Here is a 17942-nt window from a genome sequence, read left to right as displayed (position 1 = left end):
AAGAATAATTCTTCGCCCGAACCAAAAAAAACTCGAGCTCATCAATTCTAACTACAACTGCGTATCCAATAAGATTCGAATACACTTCTAACCGGGAAGCTCCCGAATGCGTCGAGAGAGAAGGCGACTTAAGATTTGGTGAATCGTCTGCCCCCGCGACAAGAAAAGAATATGGTCTTCTGCGGCAGGACGCAAGCGGGTTTTGCCCTCCAGGCGCCACATTTTCACAACCCGCCGAATTTCGGCCCAATTTGGGGTTAATCCGAGGAAACCATACTAGGGTTAGTAAAAGGTTGAGAAAAGCGGCCTCGCCGGACCGGATCGAGCCCCGGCGAAGCCGGCCACCCGAGCCCGCCGTCCGCCGGCCAAAAAGAAAGGGCCGGCGCGATTGCTCGCGTCGACCCTCATGATCTTCACCTGGCGTCGGATGTCAGCGTCGACGTGCCGCGCCACCGCGGAAGGGCGGCCTGGGTGCTTGCGGTGCAAGCGGTTCGCCCTTGTGCCGGAAAACCAGTCGCGCCCGATCGAGATCGTATGGCGTCATCTCGACGGTTACGCGGTCGCCCGCCAGCGTCTTGATCCGGTTCTTCTTCATCCGGCCTGCGGTGTAGGCGACGACGACATGCCCGTTCTCGAGTTCCACGCGGAACTTGGCGTCGGGCAGGACCTCGACGACCGTACCCTCGAATTCGAGCGCTTCTTCCTTCGCCATGTGTCGTTCCTTACGAGACCTTCAGTTCCGTCGCGGACGTCTTGCCGCGACGGTCGGTCTCGAGCTCGTACGAGATCTTGGCGCCGTCGCGCAGCGTCGACAGACCAGCGCGCTCAACGGCGCTGATGTGCACGAACACGTCCTGACCACCCTGGTCCGGCTGGATAAAACCGTAACCCTTGGTCGCATTGAACCACTTAACTGTACCCGTCGCCATGGAAATCTCCTTCAGTCTGGCGGTAGAGAACTTTGCTAACGACGTTCCCGTCGTCAAGCCGCTCGACGGCGCTGTTGGCCACGCCACCGATTTTTCTTGCTCTTTTCTTGCATAGGCTGCCCGTCCCGAGCCGGCTTATCGCCCCGATGCGTCTCCGCAGCGGGTCTCTGAGCCGAAGACGGGGCTTTGAAATTGGTCGCGACTTCCGGAATCGAACGGCGAATCAGCCGCTCGATGGCCTTCAGACGCGCAGCTTCGCCAGCGTCGAACAGAGAGAGTGCGAGCCCGCTGCGACCAGCACGGGCCGTACGTCCGATACGATGGACATACGATTCCGGCTCGTCGGGCAGGTCGAAATTCACAACATGGGTCACGCCAGAGACATCGATGCCGCGGGCAGCGATGTCGGTCGCGACGAGCACGCGAAGGCTTCCATCCTTGAAGCCTTCCAGCGCCTTTTGACGGGCGCCCTGTGACTTGTTGCCATGCAGGGCGAGCGTCTCGACGCCTGCCTTCTGCAGGTGTTGCGCGACGCGGTCGGCGCCGTGCTTGGTACGCGTGAAGACGATGACGCGCTCCATCGCCGGATTGGAAAGCAGATCCAGCAGGAAGTTGCGCTTTTCCGCCGTCGGCACGCGGTAGAGCTTCTGGTCGATGCGATCGACCGTGACGGCCTCCGGCGTCACCTCGACCCGGACCGGGTCCTTGAGGATCTTGCGAGAAAGCTGCGCCACTTCGGCCGGCATGGTGGCCGAGAACAGCAGCGACTGCCGGTTCTCGGGCAACAGGCCGACGATCTTCATGACGTCGCGGACGAAGCCCATGTCGAGCATGCGATCGGCTTCGTCGAGGACGAGATGGGTGACCTCGTCGAGGCGGACGACGCGGGCCTGCAGATGGTCGAGCAGGCGGCCGGGCGTGGCGACGAGGATGTCGACACCCTTTTCAAGGGCGCGGATCTGCGGCTGATGGCCGACGCCGCCGAAGACGAGCGCATGGCGAATGCCGAGATATTTCGAGAACTTGCGCAGCTCGGAGTCGATCTGGATCGCCAGTTCGCGAGTCGGGGCCAGGATCAGCGAGCGCACGCTCTTCGGCGCAAGGCCATCGGCGCGGCGCGAGAGCTGCTGCAGCAGCGGCAGGCCGAACGCGGCGGTCTTGCCGGTTCCGGTCTGCGCAATGCCGAGCATGTCGCGGCCTTCGAGAAGCGCGGGGATTGCCTGGGCCTGGATCGGCGTCGGCGTCGTGATGCCGGCCACGTCGAGCGCGCGCACCAACGGCTCGGCAAGTGCCAGAGCCGCAAAATTTGTCAGTTGATTCAAGAAGAAAGCCTAATTGTGCGAATACCACCCGGTACTCGACTTCTAGCCATGACCCACGCGCGACAGGATCAGAGGACGGGGTCGTGTCCCGCCATTTCCAGCGAGATGGAGCCACCGAATCTCGTGTGGCACAGCGCGATCACGATGATCGTCGCCGCGTATATGCAGGTTCGACGCGGAAAAAGCAAATGAAAAGTCGCCGCCCCGCAGAAGAAGCCGCCGGATCGCGACGGAAGGGTCTTCGTTCCGGTTGCCTCTGCCGTGCTTCTGTGCAGAGTGCATATTCTCTCATCCCCCAAGTGATCTCATGTCCGCCACCAGCCCCGCCGCTACCGTCCGCCCGCTCTCCGGCCCCCTCCTCGGCATCGCCCTGATGGTACTGGGCATCCTGCTCTACTCCGTCAACGACACGCTCGGCAAATGGCTGGTCGGCACCTATTCGGTCGGCATGATCCTGCTGATCCGCTCGCTGGCGGCGCTCCTCGTCATGCTGCCGGTGATCTGCCGCGACAATGGCGTGCGCCAGCTCGCCAAGGCGCCGCGCCCCTGGATGCAGTTGCTGCGCGTCGGGGTCATCACCGGCGAGATCGGCTTCTTCTACTGGGCGGTGTCGCTGCTGCCGCTCGCCGACGTGATGACCTATTACCTCGCCGGACCGATCTATGTGACGGCGCTGTCGGCGCTGCTGCTGAAGGAAAAGGTCGACGGCCCGCGCTGGGCGGCGATCCTCGCCGGCTTCGTCGGCGTGCTGATCGTGCTGCAGCCCTCGTCCGACAGCCTGAGCTGGGGCGCGCTGATCGCGATCGGCGGCAGCCTGTTCTTCGCCGCGCTGATGATCGTCACCCGCCAGCTGCGCGGCACGCCGGACAAGACGCTGCTGACCTTCTCGACGGTGAGCACGTTGCTCGTCGGCGCGGTGATCGCGCCGTTCAGCTGGGTGACGCCGACGACGATCGACTTCGGCCTGCTCGGCCTGCTCGGCGTCGTCGCGCTGATGGCGCAGTTCTGCGTCACCCGCTCGCTCAAGCTGGCGCCCGCCTCGGTGGTGGTTCCCTACCAGTATACGATGCTGATCTGGGCCGTCGTGTTCGGCTATTTCGTATTCGGCGACCAGCCCAAGGTGTCGATGCTGATCGGCGCCGCGATCATCATCGCCTCGGGCCTGTTCATCTTCATGCGCGAGCAGCGCGAGACGAGGAACAAGGCCGGCGAGACGATTGCCGAAGAAGTCGGCGACAACGTCCCCGGCTAGCCCGCAACGATGCTTCCGGCGCGCCGAAAAAGGCCGGCGCGCTCACGATTGCGTGTTGGAAAAGGTCATAGCGGCGCCGCAATTGCGGCGGGAGATCCGCACTCCGGATGGTGCTCCGATCCCGAGGCGCCGCTCTTCCGGAGCCTCTTGCGGATCGATCGAAATGGGCGTTCCATCGCGCCTCGTGAGTGCCGTCGACGCCCCATCGCCTCCCGTGTTCACCGTGCGCCCCGCACTGGCCGCCGATGTCGACGGGCTGGTCGCGATCGAGGCCGCCGCCTTCGAAACGGACCGGATCGCGCGGCGCAGCTTCCGCAAGCTGGTCGAGGCGCCGACTGCCGCCATCACCGTCGCGGCGCTGCCCGGCGGCAGGTTGATCGGCTACGCGCTGCTGCTGTTCCGGGCCGGCACCGGCATGGCGCGGCTCTATTCGATCGCCGTCGTTCCCGAGCAGCGCGGCAGCGGCGCCGGCACGGCGCTGATGGCAGAAGCCGAGCGGGTCGCCTACGCCCGCGACCGCCTGCTGCTGCGGCTCGAGGTGCGCGAGGACAATGCCCGCGGCATCCGCCTCTATGAACGGCTTGGCTATCGCCGCATCGGCCGCTATCTCGACTATTACGAGGACCACGCCAACGCGCTTCGCTACGAGAAGCGGCTGCGCGGCGACGCCCAGACCACCGCCGTCCGCTACTATGAGCAGACCACCGATTTCACCTGCGGCCCCTGCTGCGTGATGATGGCGCTCGGCCATTTCCGCAAGGACTACGCCCTCGGCCCGGTCGAGGAGATCAAGCTGTGGCGCCAGGCGACGACCGTGTTCATGATGGCCGGACTCGGCGGCTGCGACCCGCACGGGCTGGCCGTTTCCGCCGCGCGCAACGGCCTCTCGGCCAGCGTGCATGTCAGCCGTGAGGGCTCGCTCTTCCTGGAATCGGTGCGCGATCCCGAGAAGCGCCGCGTCATGGAGCTGGCACAGGAGGATTTCCGCCGCCAGACCATCGCCTTCGAGATCCCGATCGCCTATCGGCCGCTCGACGTGGCGGCGATCCGGGCGGGGCTGGCCGAGGGCGCGCTCGTGATCGTGCTGATCTCGGCCTACCGGATGTTCGGCAAGAAGGTGCCGCACTGGGTACTGGTGGTCGGCGACGACGGCCGCCATCTCTTCGTGCACGACCCCTGGGTCGAGGACCGCGAGCACGAAACCCATGCCGACGCGGCCAACCTGCCGATCCCCTACGCCGATTTCGAGCGCATGGCGCGCTGGGGGCGGGAACCGTTGCGCGCCGCCGTCGTTCTGAGACCGAGGTGAGCCATGGTGGATTGGGTGATCCTGGTCGACGCGGCCAAGGACTTTCCGAATGAAGACACGCCGCACAAGGTGATCACGACCAAGGACTATCTGGCCCGCGCCAACCTGTTCCGCGGCTCCCGTCCGAAGATCATCAACCTGTCGCGCTCCTTCGCCTATCAGAGCCGGGGCTACTACGCCTCGCTTCTCGCCGGCGCGCGCGGCCATCGCGTCGTGCCGACGGTCGAGACAATGATCGATCTCGGCAGCCGCACCCTCTATGCCCAGGCCCTGCCCGAGTTGGAGGACCAGCTGGCCAAGGCCGTCTCCAACGGCGACGACAGGGAAATGCCCGCCCGGCTGCTGGTGATGTTCGGCATCTGCGAGGATCACCGCTTCGACCGCTTCGCCCGGCTGCTGTTCGACTGGTTCCGCTGCCCGGTGCTGGAGGTGACGATCGAGCCCGCGGGCCGCGCCGAGATCCGCAAGCTCGCCCCGGTGCCGATCAACAAGTTGACCGCCGATGAGCTCGCCTTTTTCCATCAGGCGCTACACGACCATACGCGCCGCGAATGGCGCTCGAAGAAGGCGACCCCGACGGCGCCGCGTTATTCCTTCGCCGTGCTGCACGACCCGGCCGAGGCGATGCCGCCCTCGAACCTCGCCTCGCTGAAGCACTGGGCCCGCATCGCCGAGAAGCTCGGCGTCGAAGTCGAGCCGATCACCAGGAAGGACCTGGCGCGGCTGGCCGAGTTCGACGCGTTGTTCATCCGCGAGACGACCTCGATCGACAATCACACCTATCGCTTCGCCCGCCGCGCCGTGCAGGAAGGCATGCCGGTGATCGACGATCCCGTCTCGATGATCCGCTGCACCAACAAGGTCTATCTGCAGGAGCTGATGACCGGGAACGGCATCGCCGTGCCGCCGACCATCATCCTCGCCGGCAATGGCGACCTCGAGCGGGCGGCCGACGAGCTCGGCTTCCCGCTGGTGATGAAAATCCCGGATTCCTCGTTCTCGCGCGGCGTGAAGAAGGTCGACAACCATCGTGAGATGGACCAGTTGGCGCGCGCCTGGTTCAAGGACACCGATCTGCTGCTGGCGCAGAAATTCATGCCGACGGAGTTCGACTGGCGCGTCGGCGTGCTCGGCGGCAAGCCGCTGTTCGTCTGCCAGTACACCATGGCGCGTAAGCACTGGCAGATCGTCAAGCACCAGCGGAACGGCAAGGCGCTCGAAGGCGGCCTGCGCTCGATGACGATCGGCGAGGCGCCGCCGGAGGTGATCGACATCGGCCTCCGCTCCGCGCAGTTGATCGGCAGCGGGCTCTATGGCGTCGACATCAAGCAGACCGACGACGGCTTCTTCGTCATCGAGGTGAACGACAACCCGAACATCGAGCACGGTATCGAGGACGCGGCCGAAAAGGACCAGGTCTGGATCGAACTGACCCGCTGGTTCGTCAACCGGCTGGAACGGTGAGGCAGGCTCTCCGGTCTCTCCAGCTCATGCAATCATGGCCGCGAACCCGCGGTCATCCCGGGCTGGACCCGGGATCATTCAGCCGGACTGACCACCGCGAAACTCCCGGCTTCGCGGCTGCATGGATCCCGGATCTCCGCTGCGCTGCGTCCGGGATGACGGCGAGCGTGGAACTGGGGCAGCGGCACCCAGCCTCAATGATCCCAGGCCTGGATGTTGGTCTGGCGGCGGATCTTGCCGTCGGCGAGCTCCAGCATGGCGCTCATGTAGACCTTGACGCCGTCCGGATAGGTGCAAGTCTCGGAAAAGGCCATGTGGCTGCCATCGACCAGTCCGTCATCGACGTGGTGCTTCATGGCGCGGTTGCAGACGTCGTCGAGCATGGCGCCGATCGCCTGCTTGCCCTTGAGCACCAGCGGCCGGCTCGGCGGATGATCCTGGTCGATCACGCGGATCTCGGCATCGTCGGCATAGAACGCCGCCAGCGCCCTCGCGTCATTGCCTTCCACGGCCTTGCGGAGACTGGAGAGATTGAGCCCATCCTGCATCGCTTCCTCCCATGGCTTGGACACGCGCCGCCCGGGGCGCGAAGGGAAGCTTAGCCGATCCGGGCTGGGGCAGGAGGCGTTCGCGACGGCCGCCCGGTCACATTCGGGCGACCGGGTCGCGATCGGGAGGGGGAAAGGGATCAGCGCTTGCCGTCGCGGTCGCGCGGTTCGACGACGTGGTAGTCCGCGTCGATGGTCGGGCCGTCGCCGGCACGGGGACCGGACGCGCCACGGAACGGATTGGGCTCTTCGAAGGGCGTCGCCGTCTCATAGGCCGTGTCGTAGCCGGTCTCGCGGCCGAAGCCGGCGGCGCCGGGCTGCGCGCCCGGCGGCATGGCGCGCGCCAGGATGGCGCGCAGGATGCGCTTGCGGAAGAGATAGACGACGGCAAGGACGGGGATCAGCACCAGCGCGATCGAGAACGACACCACCAGAGCCGCGAAGACCACGGCAGCGCCGACGACCATGGCTGCGCCAAGCTTGAGCTTGTCCTTCCAGCTGGTCGCGCCACGGGGGCCTGAAAGCACGTAGGTCCGGTAGGTCGTCATCATCTCCGCCTGTTCAATATCGCCGACACCATGTGGGAGCGATGGATCGTTCGTGCAATGCCCGTGCGATCCGTAACGGCAGGATTGCGGGCGAATGCGCCCGGATTTGGGCCGTCGCGCAACGGTGCGTTGCGCGACGGTATCATTTTGTTTCCGCGCCGGCGCCGGCGCGAAGCGGCCTCAGGCCTGGATCTCGGATCCGTCCTGGCTCCAGCGGGTGTGGAACTTGCCGGGCTTGTCGAGGCGGCCATAGGTGTGGGCGCCGAAATAGTCGCGCAGGCCCTGCAGCAGGTTGGCCGGGCCGCGGGCGCGGCGCAGCCCGTCATAATAGGCGATCGACGAGGCGAAGGCCGGAACCGGGATGCCCTCGGCGATGGCGAGGCCGACGACCTTGCGCCAGTTCGCCTCTGCCTGGACCACGGCGTCGCGGAAATAGTCCTGGAGCAGCAGGTTGTCGCCGGCGCCGCCCGTTTCGTAGGCCTCGCGGATGCGGTTCAGGAAGCGGGCGCGGATGATGCAGCCGCCGCGCCAGATGGTGGCGAGGTCACCGAGCTTCAGGTCCCAGCCGAACTGCTGCGAGGCGACGGCGAGCTGCTCGAAGCCTTGCGCATAGGCAACGATCTTCGACGCGTAGAGCGCATCTCGGATCGCGTCGATGTCGGCCTGGGTGATGGTCCGCTTCGTCGTGGCCGGATGCGGGAAGCGCTTTTCCGCCTCGGCGCGCTGGGCGCGGCGGCCGGAAAGCGCGCGGGCGAACACGGCCTCGGTGATCGAGGTCAGCGGCACGCCGAGATCGAGCGCCGATTGCGCGGTCCAGCGGCCGGTTCCCTTCTGCTCGGCTTCGTCGACGATCGAATCGACAAGCGGCTTGCCGGTCGAGTCGACCTTGCGCAGCACGGCGTCGGTGATCTCGATCAGGTAGGAGTTGAGCTCGCCCTTGTTCCATTCGGCGAAGATGTCGGCGATCGCGCCGGCCTCCAGCCCATAGACCGTCTTGAACAGGTCATAGGCCTCGGTGATCAGCTGCATATCGGCGTATTCGATGCCATTATGCACCATCTTGACGTAATGGCCGGAACCCTCGGTGCCGATATAGGTGCAGCAGGGCTCGCCATCGACCTGAGCCGCCATCTTGGTAACGATCGGCTCGATGCGGGAATAGGCCTCGCGCGTGCCGCCCGGCATCATGCTCGGACCTTCGAGCGCGCCTTCTTCGCCGCCCGAAACGCCCATGCCGATGAACTTGATGTCCCGGTCCTTGAGGTAATGGAAGCGGCGGTTGGTGTCGGTGTAGAGCGAGTTGCCGCCGTCGATGATGATGTCGCCGACTTCCAGATGCGGCAGCAGTTCCTCGATCACGTCGTCGACCGGCTGGCCGGCCTTGACCATGATGATGATGGCGCGCGGCTTGGCGATCGAGGCGACGAATTCAGGGATCGTCTTCGACGGCGTGAAGCGGCCTTCGCCGCCATGCTCGTTGATGAGTTCGTCGGTGCGGGCGCCGTTGCGATTGAACACGGCGACACCGAAGCCCTTGCGGGCAGCGTTGCGGGCGAGGTTCGCGCCCATCACGGCGAGACCGAGCACGCCAATATCAGCGAGTTGCTGCAATGTGTTTCATCCCTGATGCGTGTGAGTTGTTGACCATCGCACTGCTTATGCTGGCGAGTATGGCACCGGCCACGCGGCTTGCGGAAGTAGACGAGCGCATGACGTATGAACCGATGGCGGAGCGAGGGCAATATGGCGACGGCAAATTGCTACGAACCTCGAACCATCGGGCGCTTGCCGGCCGATGAAATCCGGCCTCTATTGGACGTGGATCAGCCGGGGAGAAACCCATGCGCCGCTTCGTTCTCATCGCCGCAATGACGCTTGCGGGACTGCCGGCGGCGCAGGCCGTCGACTGCGACAATGCCGAAGACCAGGCAACGATGACCGCCTGCGCCGACATGGCGCTGAAGGCGACCGACAGGCAGCTGAACACCACTTATCAGGCGATCACCCGCCGTCTCGCCGACGATCCGGACACCGCCAAGCAACTCGTCGCCGCCCAGCGCGCCTGGATCGCCTTCCGCGACGCCGAATGCGACTTCCGCAGTTCCGGCGTGTCGGGCGGCAGCGCCTATCCAATGGTTCGCGCCGCCTGCCTCGATGGCCTCACCCGCACGCGCCTCGATCAACTGAAGACGCTGCTTGCCTGCCAGGAAGGCGACATGAACTGTCCCGTGCCGGCCGAATAGGCCGGCCGAGACGGCGCCCCCTCCCGATCAGACGTCGAGATTGACGACGCTGAGGGCGTTGTCCTGGATGAAGTCGCGGCGCGGCTCAACCTCGTCGCCCATCAGCTTGGTGAAGAGATCGTCGGCGGCGTCGGCCTCCTTGATCTTCACCTGCAGCAGCGAGCGGACGTTCGGGTCGAGCGTCGTCTCCCAGAGCTGGCTGGCGTTCATCTCGCCGAGACCCTTGTAGCGCTGCAGCTGGATGCCCTTGCGACCGGTGACAAAGACAGCCTCCAGCAACGAACGCGGGCCGTGGATCGGCGTCGACACTTCTTTGCGGCGCAGCGTCGAAGGCCTGGCGAAGACGTCGGAGATGCGCGCGGCGATGGCGTGCAGCTTGCGGGCATCGGCCGAATCGATCAGCGCCATGTCGATCGAATGCACCTCGCGGACGCCGCGGACCTCGCGCTCGAAGCGGTAGCCGCCCTGCGGGTCGAGCGTGCCCTGCCAACCGCGCTCGGTTTCCTCGGCGATCAGGTCGAGCCGCTCGGCAATGGCGTGGGCGGCGGCGAGCGCGCGGTCCTTGTCCTCGAGCAGCGCCGGGTCGAGGCCACCGGCCATCGCCGCCTGCTCGACCATGCCGCGATCGTAGCGGGTATGGATACCGCTCAAGATCTGGGCAATCTGGCGCGCGTCCTGGATCAGGTGTTCGAGATCGGCGCCGGCGCGGACTTCGCCGTCCTCCAGCTGCAGCGCGGCCTCGTCGAGGCCCTGCTGGATCAGGTAGTCCTCCAGCGCCCGCTCATTCTTCAGATACTGCTCCGAACGGCCCTTGGTGACCTTATAGAGCGGCGGCTGGGCGATGTAGACATGGCCGCGCTCGATCAGCTCCGGCATCTGGCGGAAGAAGAAGGTGAGCAGCAGAGTGCGAATATGGGCGCCGTCGACGTCGGCGTCCGTCATGATGATGATCTTGTGGTAGCGCAGCTTTTCCGGCGTGAACTCGTCCTTGCCGATCGAGGTGCCGAGCGCGATGATCAGCATGCCGATCTGCTCGGACGACAGCATCTTGTCGAAGCGGGCCCGCTCGACGTTCAGGATCTTGCCGCGCAGCGGCAGCACGGCCTGGTTCTCGCGGTTGCGGCCCTGCTTGGCGGAGCCACCTGCCGAGTCACCCTCGACGATGAAGATTTCGGACTTGGCCGGGTCGCGCTCCTGGCAGTCGGCGAGCTTGCCGGGCAGCGAGGCGATGTCGAGCGCGCCCTTGCGGCGGGTCAGCTCGCGCGCCTTGCGGGCGGCCTCGCGCGCGGTCGCGGCCTCGACGACCTTGGACAGGATCGCCTTCGATTCCGCCGGATGCTCCTCGAACCACTGGCCGAGCATTTCGTTGACGATGTTCTCGACGACCGGGCGCACCTCGGACGAGACGAGCTTGTCCTTGGTCTGCGACGAGAACTTCGGGTCCGGCACCTTGACCGAGAGCACGGCCGTCAGGCCCTCGCGGCAGTCATCGGCCGAAAGCGACACCTTCTCGCGCTTCGAAATGCCCTCGCGGTCGGCATAGCCGGTCACTTGGCGCGTCAGCGCGCCGCGGAAACCGGCGAGATGGGTGCCGCCATCGCGCTGCGGGATGTTGTTGGTGAAGCAGAGCACGTTCTCGTGGTAGCTGTCGTTCCACCACATCGCGACCTCGACGGTGATGCCGTCGCGCTCGTTGCTCATGGTGACCGGCGCCGGCATCAGCGGCTTCTTGGTGCGGTCGAGATAGCGCACGAAGGCCTCGAGGCCGCCGTCATAGACGAGTTCCTCGCGCCGAACCTCGACGCCGCGCTTGTCGGTCAGCACGATGCGGACGCCGGAATTCAGGAAGGCGAGCTCGCGCAGCCGGTGCTCCAGCGTGTCGAAATCGAACTCGACCTTGGTGAAGGTCTCGGTCGATGGCAGGAAGGTGACCTCGGTGCCGTTGCGGCCGTCCCAGTCGCCGACCACCTTCAACGGCGACACGGCGTTGCCATGCGCGAACTCGATCTCGTGCACCTTGCCGTTGCGCCAGATCTTCAGCTTCAGGAAGCTCGACAGCGCGTTGACCACCGAGACGCCCACGCCATGCAGACCGCCGGAGACCTTGTAGGAGTTCTGGTCGAACTTACCGCCGGCATGCAGCTGGGTCATGATGACCTCGGCCGCCGAGACGCCCTCTTCGGCGTGCAGATCGGTCGGAATGCCGCGGCCATTGTCGCGGACCGTGCACGATCCGTCCGGATTGAGGGTGACGTTCACCTCGTCGGCATGGCCGGCCAGCGCCTCGTCGATGGCGTTGTCGACCACCTCATAGACCATGTGGTGCAGGCCCGAGCCGTCGTCGGTGTCGCCGATATACATGCCCGGGCGCTTCCGGACGGCGTCCAAGCCCTTGAGCACCTTGATAGAATCGGCGCCATAGGCTTCAGAGGCTTGATCGCGGGCGGTATCGGACATTCAGGCTTCCTTGAACGTGTCGCGCGCGCGTGCGCGCGAACAGTCGAATCGAGTGGCTAATATATTGCCTGGACAAGCAAATTGCACCCTTTCCCCTAGCAGGAAATCGCGGCGGCGCCGTGGCGAAACGCAGCTGCCGCGCCATCCGGGCACCATGACCGCAACGGCGCTTGCCAGCCTGGCCATGGCACCGGATGCTGTCGGCCTGCCGCCGGTCCCGGCGCCCGCGCAAGGAATGTCCGCCCGATGTCTGCGATCCACGCCTTCCTCGTCCAGTACGGCCTGATCGTCGTCTATCTCGGCGTCATCATCGAGGGCGAAAGCGTGGTGGTCGCCGCCGGCTTCCTGGCGCACCAGCACGTCCTGAACCCCTACTCCGTGTTCCTCGCCGCCTTCGCCGGCTCGGTCACCGGCGATCAGCTGCTGTTCTTCGTCGGGCGCTATTTTGCAGGCAGCCGCTTCGTGCAGCGTCAAACGAAGCGACCCTTGTTCATCCGGGTGCTCGACCAGATCCAGCGCAACCAGGTGGCGTTCATCCTCGCCTTCCGCTTCATCTACGGCATGCGGACGATCAGCCCGATCGCGATCGGCATCGCCCGCGTCAACCCGGTGCTCTATGCGGGGCTGAACCTGGCCTCGGCCGCCGCCTGGGCGGCGATCATGACCACGATCGGCTACCTGTTCGGCCAGACGGTCGAGCGCTTCGCCGGCAGGCTGCACCAGGATCACAAGCTGATCATCGCCGGGCTGCTGCTCATCGGCCTGCTGGTGGCGATCGGCCTTGCGCGCAGCTGGCACGCCCACCGGCAGGCGCGCGCCGCATCGGACGCGGAGGCGCCGTAGCTGGCGCCGGTCAGGCGTGCAGCGCCTCGAGGAACGCCTCGCCATAGAGGGTCAGCTTGCGTTCGCCGACGCCCTGCACGGAGCGCATCTCGTCGAGCGTGCCGGGCATCGCCTCGGCCATTTCGATCAGCGTGCGGTCTGGGAAGACCATGTAGGCCGGCACGCCCTCGTCGCGGGCGATCTCGCGCCGGAGCGCGCGCAGCCGCTCGAACATCGTCGCCGTCGCCTCGTCGAGACCATCGGCGCGGTCGTCCTTGTCGGCGCGACGGGCGCCGCGCCGCGGCGGCGCCTCGCGGATCGAGCGCAGCGCGATCTTCTCGTGGCCGAACAGCACCGCCTCGCCTTCCGGGGTGATGCGGAAGCCGCCATGCTCGGCGCTCGCCTCGGCGAGCGCGCCGGCGGCGAAGAGCTGCCGCACCAGCGTGCGCCAGACATGGGCGCTGCGATCGGTGCCGACGCCGAAGGTCTTGATGCGGTCGTGGCCCTGACGCTGCACGGCGTCGGTCGCCTCGCCGCGCAGGACATCGACCAGATGCGCGGCGCCATAGCGCTGGCCGGTGCGCACCACGGCGGAGAGCACCTTCTGGGCGTCGATGGTGGCGTCGACCAGCTCGGCGCCGCCCTGGCAGAGGTCGCAATGCCCGCACGGCCCCATCTGCTCGCCGAAATAGGAAAGCAGCGCCTGGCGCCGACAGGTGGCGTTCTCGGCGAGATCCGTCATCGCCTGGAGCCGCTTCATCTCGACCCTGCGCTGCGCCTCACTGATCGCCTTCTCCTCGATCTGGCGGCGGCGGAACGCCATGTCGTCGAGGCCGTAGAGGGTGAGCGTGTCAGCCGGTAGGCCGTCGCGGCCAGCGCGGCCGATCTCCTGGTAGTAGGCCTCGACGCCGCCCGGCATGTCGGCATGAACCACGAAGCGCACGTCGGGCTTGTTGATGCCCATGCCGAAGGCGACGGTGGCGACGACGACGACGCCGTCCTCCTGCAGGAAGACGTCCTGGTGCCTGGCGCGGACCTCGGAATCGAGGCCGGCATGATACGGCACCGACCGGATGCCCTTGCCGACCAGCCATTCCGAAAGCTTCTCGGTCTTGTCGCGCGACGAGGCGTAGATGATGCCGCTGCCGCCCTTGTGACGGGCGAGGAAGTCGGCGATCTGCGTGCGCGGCCGGTCCTTCGCCTCGAAGCGCAGATGGATGTTGGGCCGGTCGAAGGAATGCACCACGACGCGGGGCGGTTCCGGAAACAGCTGGGCCGCGATGTCGTTGCGGGTCGCCTGGTCGGCGGTCGCCGTCAGCGCCACCACCTGCACGCCGCCGAGCGCCTCGCGCACCGAGGCGAGTTGGCGGTACTCGGGCCGGAAATCATGCCCCCATTGCGACACGCAATGCGCCTCGTCGATCGCCAGCCGCCGCACGTCGCAGGCGGCGAGCAGCGACACCAGGCCATCGCCGGCGAGGCGTTCGGGCGAGACGAAAAGCAGCGTGATCTCGCCGGCGCGCAGCCGCCGCAGCGTCTCGCGATTGGCGTCCTCGCCATTCATCGAGTTCAGCGTCGCCGCGGCGACGCCGACATGCTGCATCTGCTGCACCTGGTCGCGCATCAGCGCGATCAGCGGCGAGACGACCAGCGTCAGCCCGCCATCGACGATCGCCGGGAGCTGGTAGCACATGGACTTGCCGGAACCGGTCGGCATCACCGCGAGCACATGCTCGCCGCGCATCACCGCAGCGATGACCTCGTCCTGTCCGGGGCGGAAATCGTCATAGCCGAAGACGGATTTGAGCGCGGCACGGGCGCGCGAAAGCGGCATGGGGTATCCGGGAGTGATTCGTTTTCGCGCCAATGCTAACCGCTCGACAGCCGGCTTACACGCGCGAAAGCCGGGGCGCGGCGATCCGTCTGGCGCCCAGCTCTTTGTTGGGTCGCGTCTTCTTCAAGCGACCCGGCATCCGCTTCGCTCGAAAACGATCTAGCGCGAGGCGATCGCCACCGCCGCGCCGGCCATGACGACGCTGCTGCCGCGATTGACGAGCCGCACCGCCTTCGAACTGGTGATCAGCCGGCGCGCGCGCAGCGCCACCAGGACATAGAAAGCGAAGACGCCGCCGACGACCGTCAGCGTGACGGTGGCGAGTTCCAGGAAGGCGAGGCCGTCGATCTTGTTGATGTCGAGGATCGAGGGCAGCAGAGCCAGGTAGAACACCATCGTCTTCGGGTTGCCGAGGCAGACGGCGAGCCCGGCGAAGAACAGTTTCACCCGGCTCTCGCGCGTCGTCACCGGGGCGAGGTCGGGCGCGGCGGCGGGCGCCTTCCACATCTTCCAGGCGATGTAGAGCAGATAGGCGGCGCCGGCATATTTGATGACGGCGAAAACCTCATGGAAGGTCTGCGCCACGACGGCGAGGCCAAGCACGGCGAGCGTCAGCCAGACGATGTCGCCGATCGCCATGCCGGCGGTGAACGCGACGGCGCCGGGGCGGCCGCGACCGAGCACGCGGGCGACGATCGCGGCGATGCCCGGACCGGGCGCGAAGGCGGCGACGGCCAGCGCGGCGGCGAACAGCGCCAGTCCCGAGATCGAAAGTCCTGTCATCTCACCCCTCGCCCGAAAACGGCTCGACGCGACCCGGCGTCACCGTGAAGATCTGCGCCGATTGCGGCAATTCGGCGAAGAGCGCCGGATCGGCGCCGGTCATGAACACCTGTCCGCCCAGCCTGTCCAGTGCCTCGAACAGCGCGGCCCGGCGACGCTGGTCGAGATGCGCGGCGATCTCGTCGAGCAGCACGATCGGCGCCAGCCCGCTCATCCGCGCAACGAGGCGGGCATGAGCCAGCACGATGCCGACCAGAAGCGCCTTCTGCTCGCCGGTCGAGGCTCGGCCGGCGGGCACGTCCTTCGGGCCGTGGCGGACGACGAGATCGCTCGCCTGCGGACCGACCAGGGTGCGGCCGGCGGCGCGATCGCGGGCACGGCCATTGCGCAGCGCGGCACGGTAGCGGTCCTCGGCCTCGACGGCGGGACCCTCGCCGATCCAGCCCTCGACATCGCCCTCCAGCGCCAGCACGGCGAACGGGAACGGCGAGGCGTCGTCGCGCTCCTCGGCGATCAGGCCGGCGAGGCGCTCGGCCGTCTCCTTGCGCGCCGCGGCGACCGCCACGCCGATCTCGGCGATCTCGGCCTCCAGCCCGTCGAGCCAGGCGCGATCGGGCGCGGGATCCTCGAGCAGGCGATTGCGGCCGCGCACGGCCTTTTCGAACGCGTTGACGCGGGCGCCATGCTGAGCGTCGACCGCGAGCACGAGCCGATCGAGGAAGCGGCGACGGTCGCCGGCCGGCCCGGTGAAGAGGCCGTCGAGCGTCGGCGTCAGCCAAACGATGCGGAGATATTCGGCAAAGGCGGTGGCGGAGGAGACCGGCGCGCCGTCGATGCGGCAGCGGCGCGACGGCGGCTGGCCGTCGAGCGCCGTGCCGAGGCGGACCGGCCCGTTCGCCGTGTCGAGATCGACCGCGACGACGAATCCGCCACCGCCGCCGATCCGCGCCATATCGGCCATGTCGGCCCGGCGCAGGCCGCGTCCGGGCGCCAGCAGCGAGATCGCTTCGAGAAGGTTGGTCTTGCCGGCGCCGTTCTCGCCCGAAAGCGCCACCAGCCGTCCGCTGATCGGGACATCGAGGCGGGTATAGGAGCGGAAATCGGCCAGCGTCAGCCGCGTGATGCGCGGCTGGGCAACCTCGGAAACCAGGCTCACACGCGCATCGGCATCAGGACGTAGAGCGCGTCCTCGTCGCCGTCGTCCTGGATCAGCGTCGGCGAACCGGGATCGGCCAGCTTGAACAGCGCCGTCGCCGTCTTCAGCTGTCCGGCAATGTCGAGCAGGTAGCGCGAATTGAAGCCGATATCGATGGGATCGGCGCCATAGTCGACGTCGAGCTCTTCCGTCGCCGAGCCAGAATCCGGATTGTTGACGGTGAGCGCCAGCCGGCCCTCGGAGGAGAGCGACAGCTTGACGGCGCGGCCGCGTTCGCTGGCGATGGTCGAGACGCGGTCGACGGCGTTCGAGAAGGTGCCGCGATCGACCTTGAGCAGCTTGTCATTGCCCTGCGGGATGACGCGCGCATAGTCCGGGAAGGTGCCGTCGATCAGCTTCGAGGTCAGCACCACGCCGCCGAAGGAGACGCGGATCTTGGTCTCGGACAGCTCGATCGTCGCCGTCTCGTCGGAGTTCTCGAGCAGCTTCTGGATCTCGCCGACGGCCTTGCGCGGCACGATCACGCCCGGCATGCCCTCGGAGCCGGCCGGCGCGGCGGTCTGCGCCCGGGCGAGACGATGGCCATCGGTCGCCACCGCCCGCAGCACGGTGCGGCCGTCGATCGTCGGCGTGTGCAGATAGATGCCGTTCAGGTAATAGCGGGTCTCTTCCGTCGAGATCGCAAACTGGGTGCGATCGATCAACGTCTTGAAGGCGGAGGCCGGCATCTCGAAGCGGATCGGGAATTCACCGGTGGTCAGGTCCGGGAAATCCGCCTCTGGCAGCATCTGCAGCGAGAAGTTCGAGCGGCCCGAGCGGACCGTCAGCGTCTGGCCGTCGGCCGAAGTCTCCAGCGCCACCTCGGAACCGTCCGGCAGCTTGCGGACGATGTCGTAGAGCATGTGCGCCGGCACGGTGGTCGCGCCGGGGCGGCCGACGTCGGCGGCGATGGTCTCGAGGATCTCGAGGTCGAGATCCGTCGCCTTCAGCGTCAGTTCCGAACCGGAGGCCCGCAGCAGGACGTTGGAGAGGATCGGGATCGTGTTCCGCCGTTCGACCACGCGATGGACGTGGTTGAGGGACTTGAGGAGATTGGATCGCTCGAGGGTCGCTCTCATGGAACGCAGGAACCTTGACAGAAAAGCCGCGCGGATGGCGCGGCGGCACCGACAGAGGCCGGACATGCGTCCGGTACGGACCGTGGAAGTTGGCTTGTTCCAGACCGGAACGCAAGGCCTCCACAGCGAATGGACGAAGCGCGGCGAAAGCCGGGAC

The 17942-nt window shown here is 66.6% G+C and carries 16 protein-coding genes; 5 read left to right on the top strand and 11 right to left on the bottom strand.

All coding sequences use genetic code 11. The annotated features are described in order from the left end of the window. Positions 1 to 430 precede the first annotated feature (430 nt). The 3 genes from infA to OSH07_RS01510 are packed head-to-tail and all read right to left on the bottom strand — an operon-like array spanning position 431 to position 2119. Positions 431 to 712, bottom strand: a complete 282-nt coding sequence (infA, locus tag OSH07_RS01520; RefSeq protein ID WP_201401761.1) for a translation initiation factor IF-1 — start codon at positions 710 to 712, stop codon at positions 431 to 433. A 10-nt stretch (positions 713 to 722) separates the two neighbouring features. Next, entirely contained in the window at positions 723 to 929 is a 207-nt protein-coding gene (locus tag OSH07_RS01515) for a cold-shock protein (protein WP_018182467.1), read from the bottom strand. A gap of 53 nt (positions 930 to 982) precedes the next feature. Beyond that, a complete protein-coding gene (locus OSH07_RS01510) occupies positions 983 to 2119 on the bottom strand; it encodes a DEAD/DEAH box helicase (protein WP_266337355.1) in 1137 nt (378 codons plus the stop codon). A gap of 439 nt (positions 2120 to 2558) precedes the next feature. Between OSH07_RS01510 and OSH07_RS01505 the strand changes: the two genes are divergently transcribed. The 3 genes from OSH07_RS01505 (at position 2559) to OSH07_RS01495 (ending at position 6276) form a co-directional block, all read left to right on the top strand. Further along, the gene (locus tag OSH07_RS01505) at positions 2559 to 3503 is read left to right on the top strand and encodes a DMT family transporter (protein ID WP_266336838.1); all 945 of its coding nucleotides are present in this window, start codon (positions 2559 to 2561) and stop codon (positions 3501 to 3503) included. A gap of 163 nt (positions 3504 to 3666) precedes the next feature. Next, complete coding sequence (locus OSH07_RS01500; RefSeq protein WP_266336837.1) at positions 3667 to 4812, top strand: GNAT family N-acetyltransferase/peptidase C39 family protein; 1146 nt, start codon at positions 3667 to 3669, stop codon at positions 4810 to 4812. 6 nt (positions 4813 to 4818) lie between these two features. Next, the gene (locus OSH07_RS01495; protein WP_420909593.1) at positions 4819 to 6276 is read left to right on the top strand and encodes a RimK family protein; all 1458 of its coding nucleotides are present in this window, start codon (positions 4819 to 4821) and stop codon (positions 6274 to 6276) included. A gap of 194 nt (positions 6277 to 6470) precedes the next feature. Here the strand turns inward: OSH07_RS01495 and OSH07_RS01490 are convergent, their stop codons facing one another. From OSH07_RS01490 to gndA, 3 genes are all read right to left on the bottom strand, one after another. Next, positions 6471 to 6848 (bottom strand): nuclear transport factor 2 family protein, encoded by a 378-nt coding sequence (locus OSH07_RS01490; protein ID WP_266336835.1) that lies wholly within the window; start codon positions 6846 to 6848, stop codon positions 6471 to 6473. Positions 6849 to 6964: 116 nt separating this feature from the next. Then, the gene (locus tag OSH07_RS01485) at positions 6965 to 7375 is read right to left on the bottom strand and encodes a hypothetical protein (protein WP_266336834.1); all 411 of its coding nucleotides are present in this window, start codon (positions 7373 to 7375) and stop codon (positions 6965 to 6967) included. Positions 7376 to 7552: 177 nt separating this feature from the next. After that, positions 7553 to 8983 carry an NADP-dependent phosphogluconate dehydrogenase gene (gndA, locus tag OSH07_RS01480; protein ID WP_266336833.1) on the bottom strand — a complete coding sequence of 477 codons (1431 nt, stop codon included), beginning with the start codon at positions 8981 to 8983 and terminating at the stop codon, positions 7553 to 7555. A 230-nt stretch (positions 8984 to 9213) separates the two neighbouring features. On the opposite strand from gndA, the gene OSH07_RS01475 reads away from it, so the two are divergent. Next, entirely contained in the window at positions 9214 to 9615 is a 402-nt protein-coding gene (locus tag OSH07_RS01475; RefSeq protein ID WP_266336832.1) for a lysozyme inhibitor LprI family protein, read from the top strand. Positions 9616 to 9642: 27 nt separating this feature from the next. Here the strand turns inward: OSH07_RS01475 and gyrB are convergent, their stop codons facing one another. Then, positions 9643 to 12072, bottom strand: a complete 2430-nt coding sequence (gene gyrB / locus OSH07_RS01470) for a DNA topoisomerase (ATP-hydrolyzing) subunit B (protein ID WP_266336831.1) — start codon at positions 12070 to 12072, stop codon at positions 9643 to 9645. A gap of 246 nt (positions 12073 to 12318) precedes the next feature. Here gyrB and OSH07_RS01465 point away from each other — a divergent pair, with 246 nt between their 5' ends. Then, positions 12319 to 12915 carry a DedA family protein gene (locus OSH07_RS01465; protein WP_266336830.1) on the top strand — a complete coding sequence of 199 codons (597 nt, stop codon included), beginning with the start codon at positions 12319 to 12321 and terminating at the stop codon, positions 12913 to 12915. Between the two features lie 10 nt (positions 12916 to 12925). On the opposite strand, the gene recQ is transcribed toward OSH07_RS01465, so the two are convergent. The 4 genes from recQ to dnaN all read right to left on the bottom strand — a co-directional run bounded on the left by recQ (position 12926) and on the right by dnaN (position 17785). Beyond that, positions 12926 to 14728, bottom strand: a complete 1803-nt coding sequence (gene recQ / locus OSH07_RS01460) for a DNA helicase RecQ (protein ID WP_266336829.1) — start codon at positions 14726 to 14728, stop codon at positions 12926 to 12928. Between the two features lie 159 nt (positions 14729 to 14887). Next, positions 14888 to 15511, bottom strand: a complete 624-nt coding sequence (locus OSH07_RS01455) for a LysE family translocator (RefSeq protein WP_266336828.1) — start codon at positions 15509 to 15511, stop codon at positions 14888 to 14890. A 1-nt stretch (position 15512) separates the two neighbouring features. Beyond that, positions 15513 to 16667 carry a DNA replication/repair protein RecF gene (gene recF, locus OSH07_RS01450; RefSeq protein WP_266336827.1) on the bottom strand — a complete coding sequence of 385 codons (1155 nt, stop codon included), beginning with the start codon at positions 16665 to 16667 and terminating at the stop codon, positions 15513 to 15515. Beyond that, on the bottom strand, positions 16664 to 17785 hold the full coding sequence (dnaN, locus tag OSH07_RS01445; RefSeq protein ID WP_266336826.1) for a DNA polymerase III subunit beta: 1122 nt from the start codon (positions 17783 to 17785) through the stop codon (positions 16664 to 16666). Before dnaN ends, recF begins: the two co-directional genes overlap by 4 nt. Positions 17786 to 17942: the final 157 nt, after the last annotated feature.

It is taken from the genome of Kaistia nematophila (genome assembly GCF_026343855.1).
GTDB classification, from domain to species: Bacteria; Pseudomonadota; Alphaproteobacteria; order Rhizobiales; family Kaistiaceae; genus Kaistia; species Kaistia nematophila.
The sequence above is the reverse complement of the archived record's forward strand: the minus strand, read 5'-3'. Positions and strand labels throughout refer to the sequence as shown.

Excerpts from the sequence above, each read along its gene's own strand:
- infA (WP_201401761.1), bottom strand. The coding sequence starts at position 712 with ATGGCGAAGGAAGAAGCGCTCGAATTCGAGGGTACGGTCGTCGAGGTC.
- OSH07_RS01515 (WP_018182467.1), bottom strand. The coding sequence starts at position 929 with ATGGCGACGGGTACAGTTAAGTGGTTCAATGCGACCAAGGGTTACGGT.
- OSH07_RS01510 (WP_266337355.1), bottom strand. The coding sequence starts at position 2,119 with ATGCTCGGCATTGCGCAGACCGGAACCGGCAAGACCGCCGCGTTCGGC.
- OSH07_RS01505 (WP_266336838.1), top strand. The coding sequence starts at position 2,559 with ATGTCCGCCACCAGCCCCGCCGCTACCGTCCGCCCGCTCTCCGGCCCC.
- OSH07_RS01500 (WP_266336837.1), top strand. The coding sequence starts at position 3,667 with ATGGGCGTTCCATCGCGCCTCGTGAGTGCCGTCGACGCCCCATCGCCT.
- OSH07_RS01485 (WP_266336834.1), bottom strand. The coding sequence starts at position 7,375 with ATGATGACGACCTACCGGACCTACGTGCTTTCAGGCCCCCGTGGCGCG.
- OSH07_RS01475 (WP_266336832.1), top strand. The coding sequence starts at position 9,214 with ATGCGCCGCTTCGTTCTCATCGCCGCAATGACGCTTGCGGGACTGCCG.
- gyrB (WP_266336831.1), bottom strand. The coding sequence starts at position 12,072 with ATGTCCGATACCGCCCGCGATCAAGCCTCTGAAGCCTATGGCGCCGAT.
- OSH07_RS01465 (WP_266336830.1), top strand. The coding sequence starts at position 12,319 with ATGTCTGCGATCCACGCCTTCCTCGTCCAGTACGGCCTGATCGTCGTC.
- recQ (WP_266336829.1), bottom strand. The coding sequence starts at position 14,728 with ATGCCGCTTTCGCGCGCCCGTGCCGCGCTCAAATCCGTCTTCGGCTAT.
- OSH07_RS01455 (WP_266336828.1), bottom strand. The coding sequence starts at position 15,511 with ATGACAGGACTTTCGATCTCGGGACTGGCGCTGTTCGCCGCCGCGCTG.
- dnaN (WP_266336826.1), bottom strand. The coding sequence starts at position 17,785 with ATGAGAGCGACCCTCGAGCGATCCAATCTCCTCAAGTCCCTCAACCAC.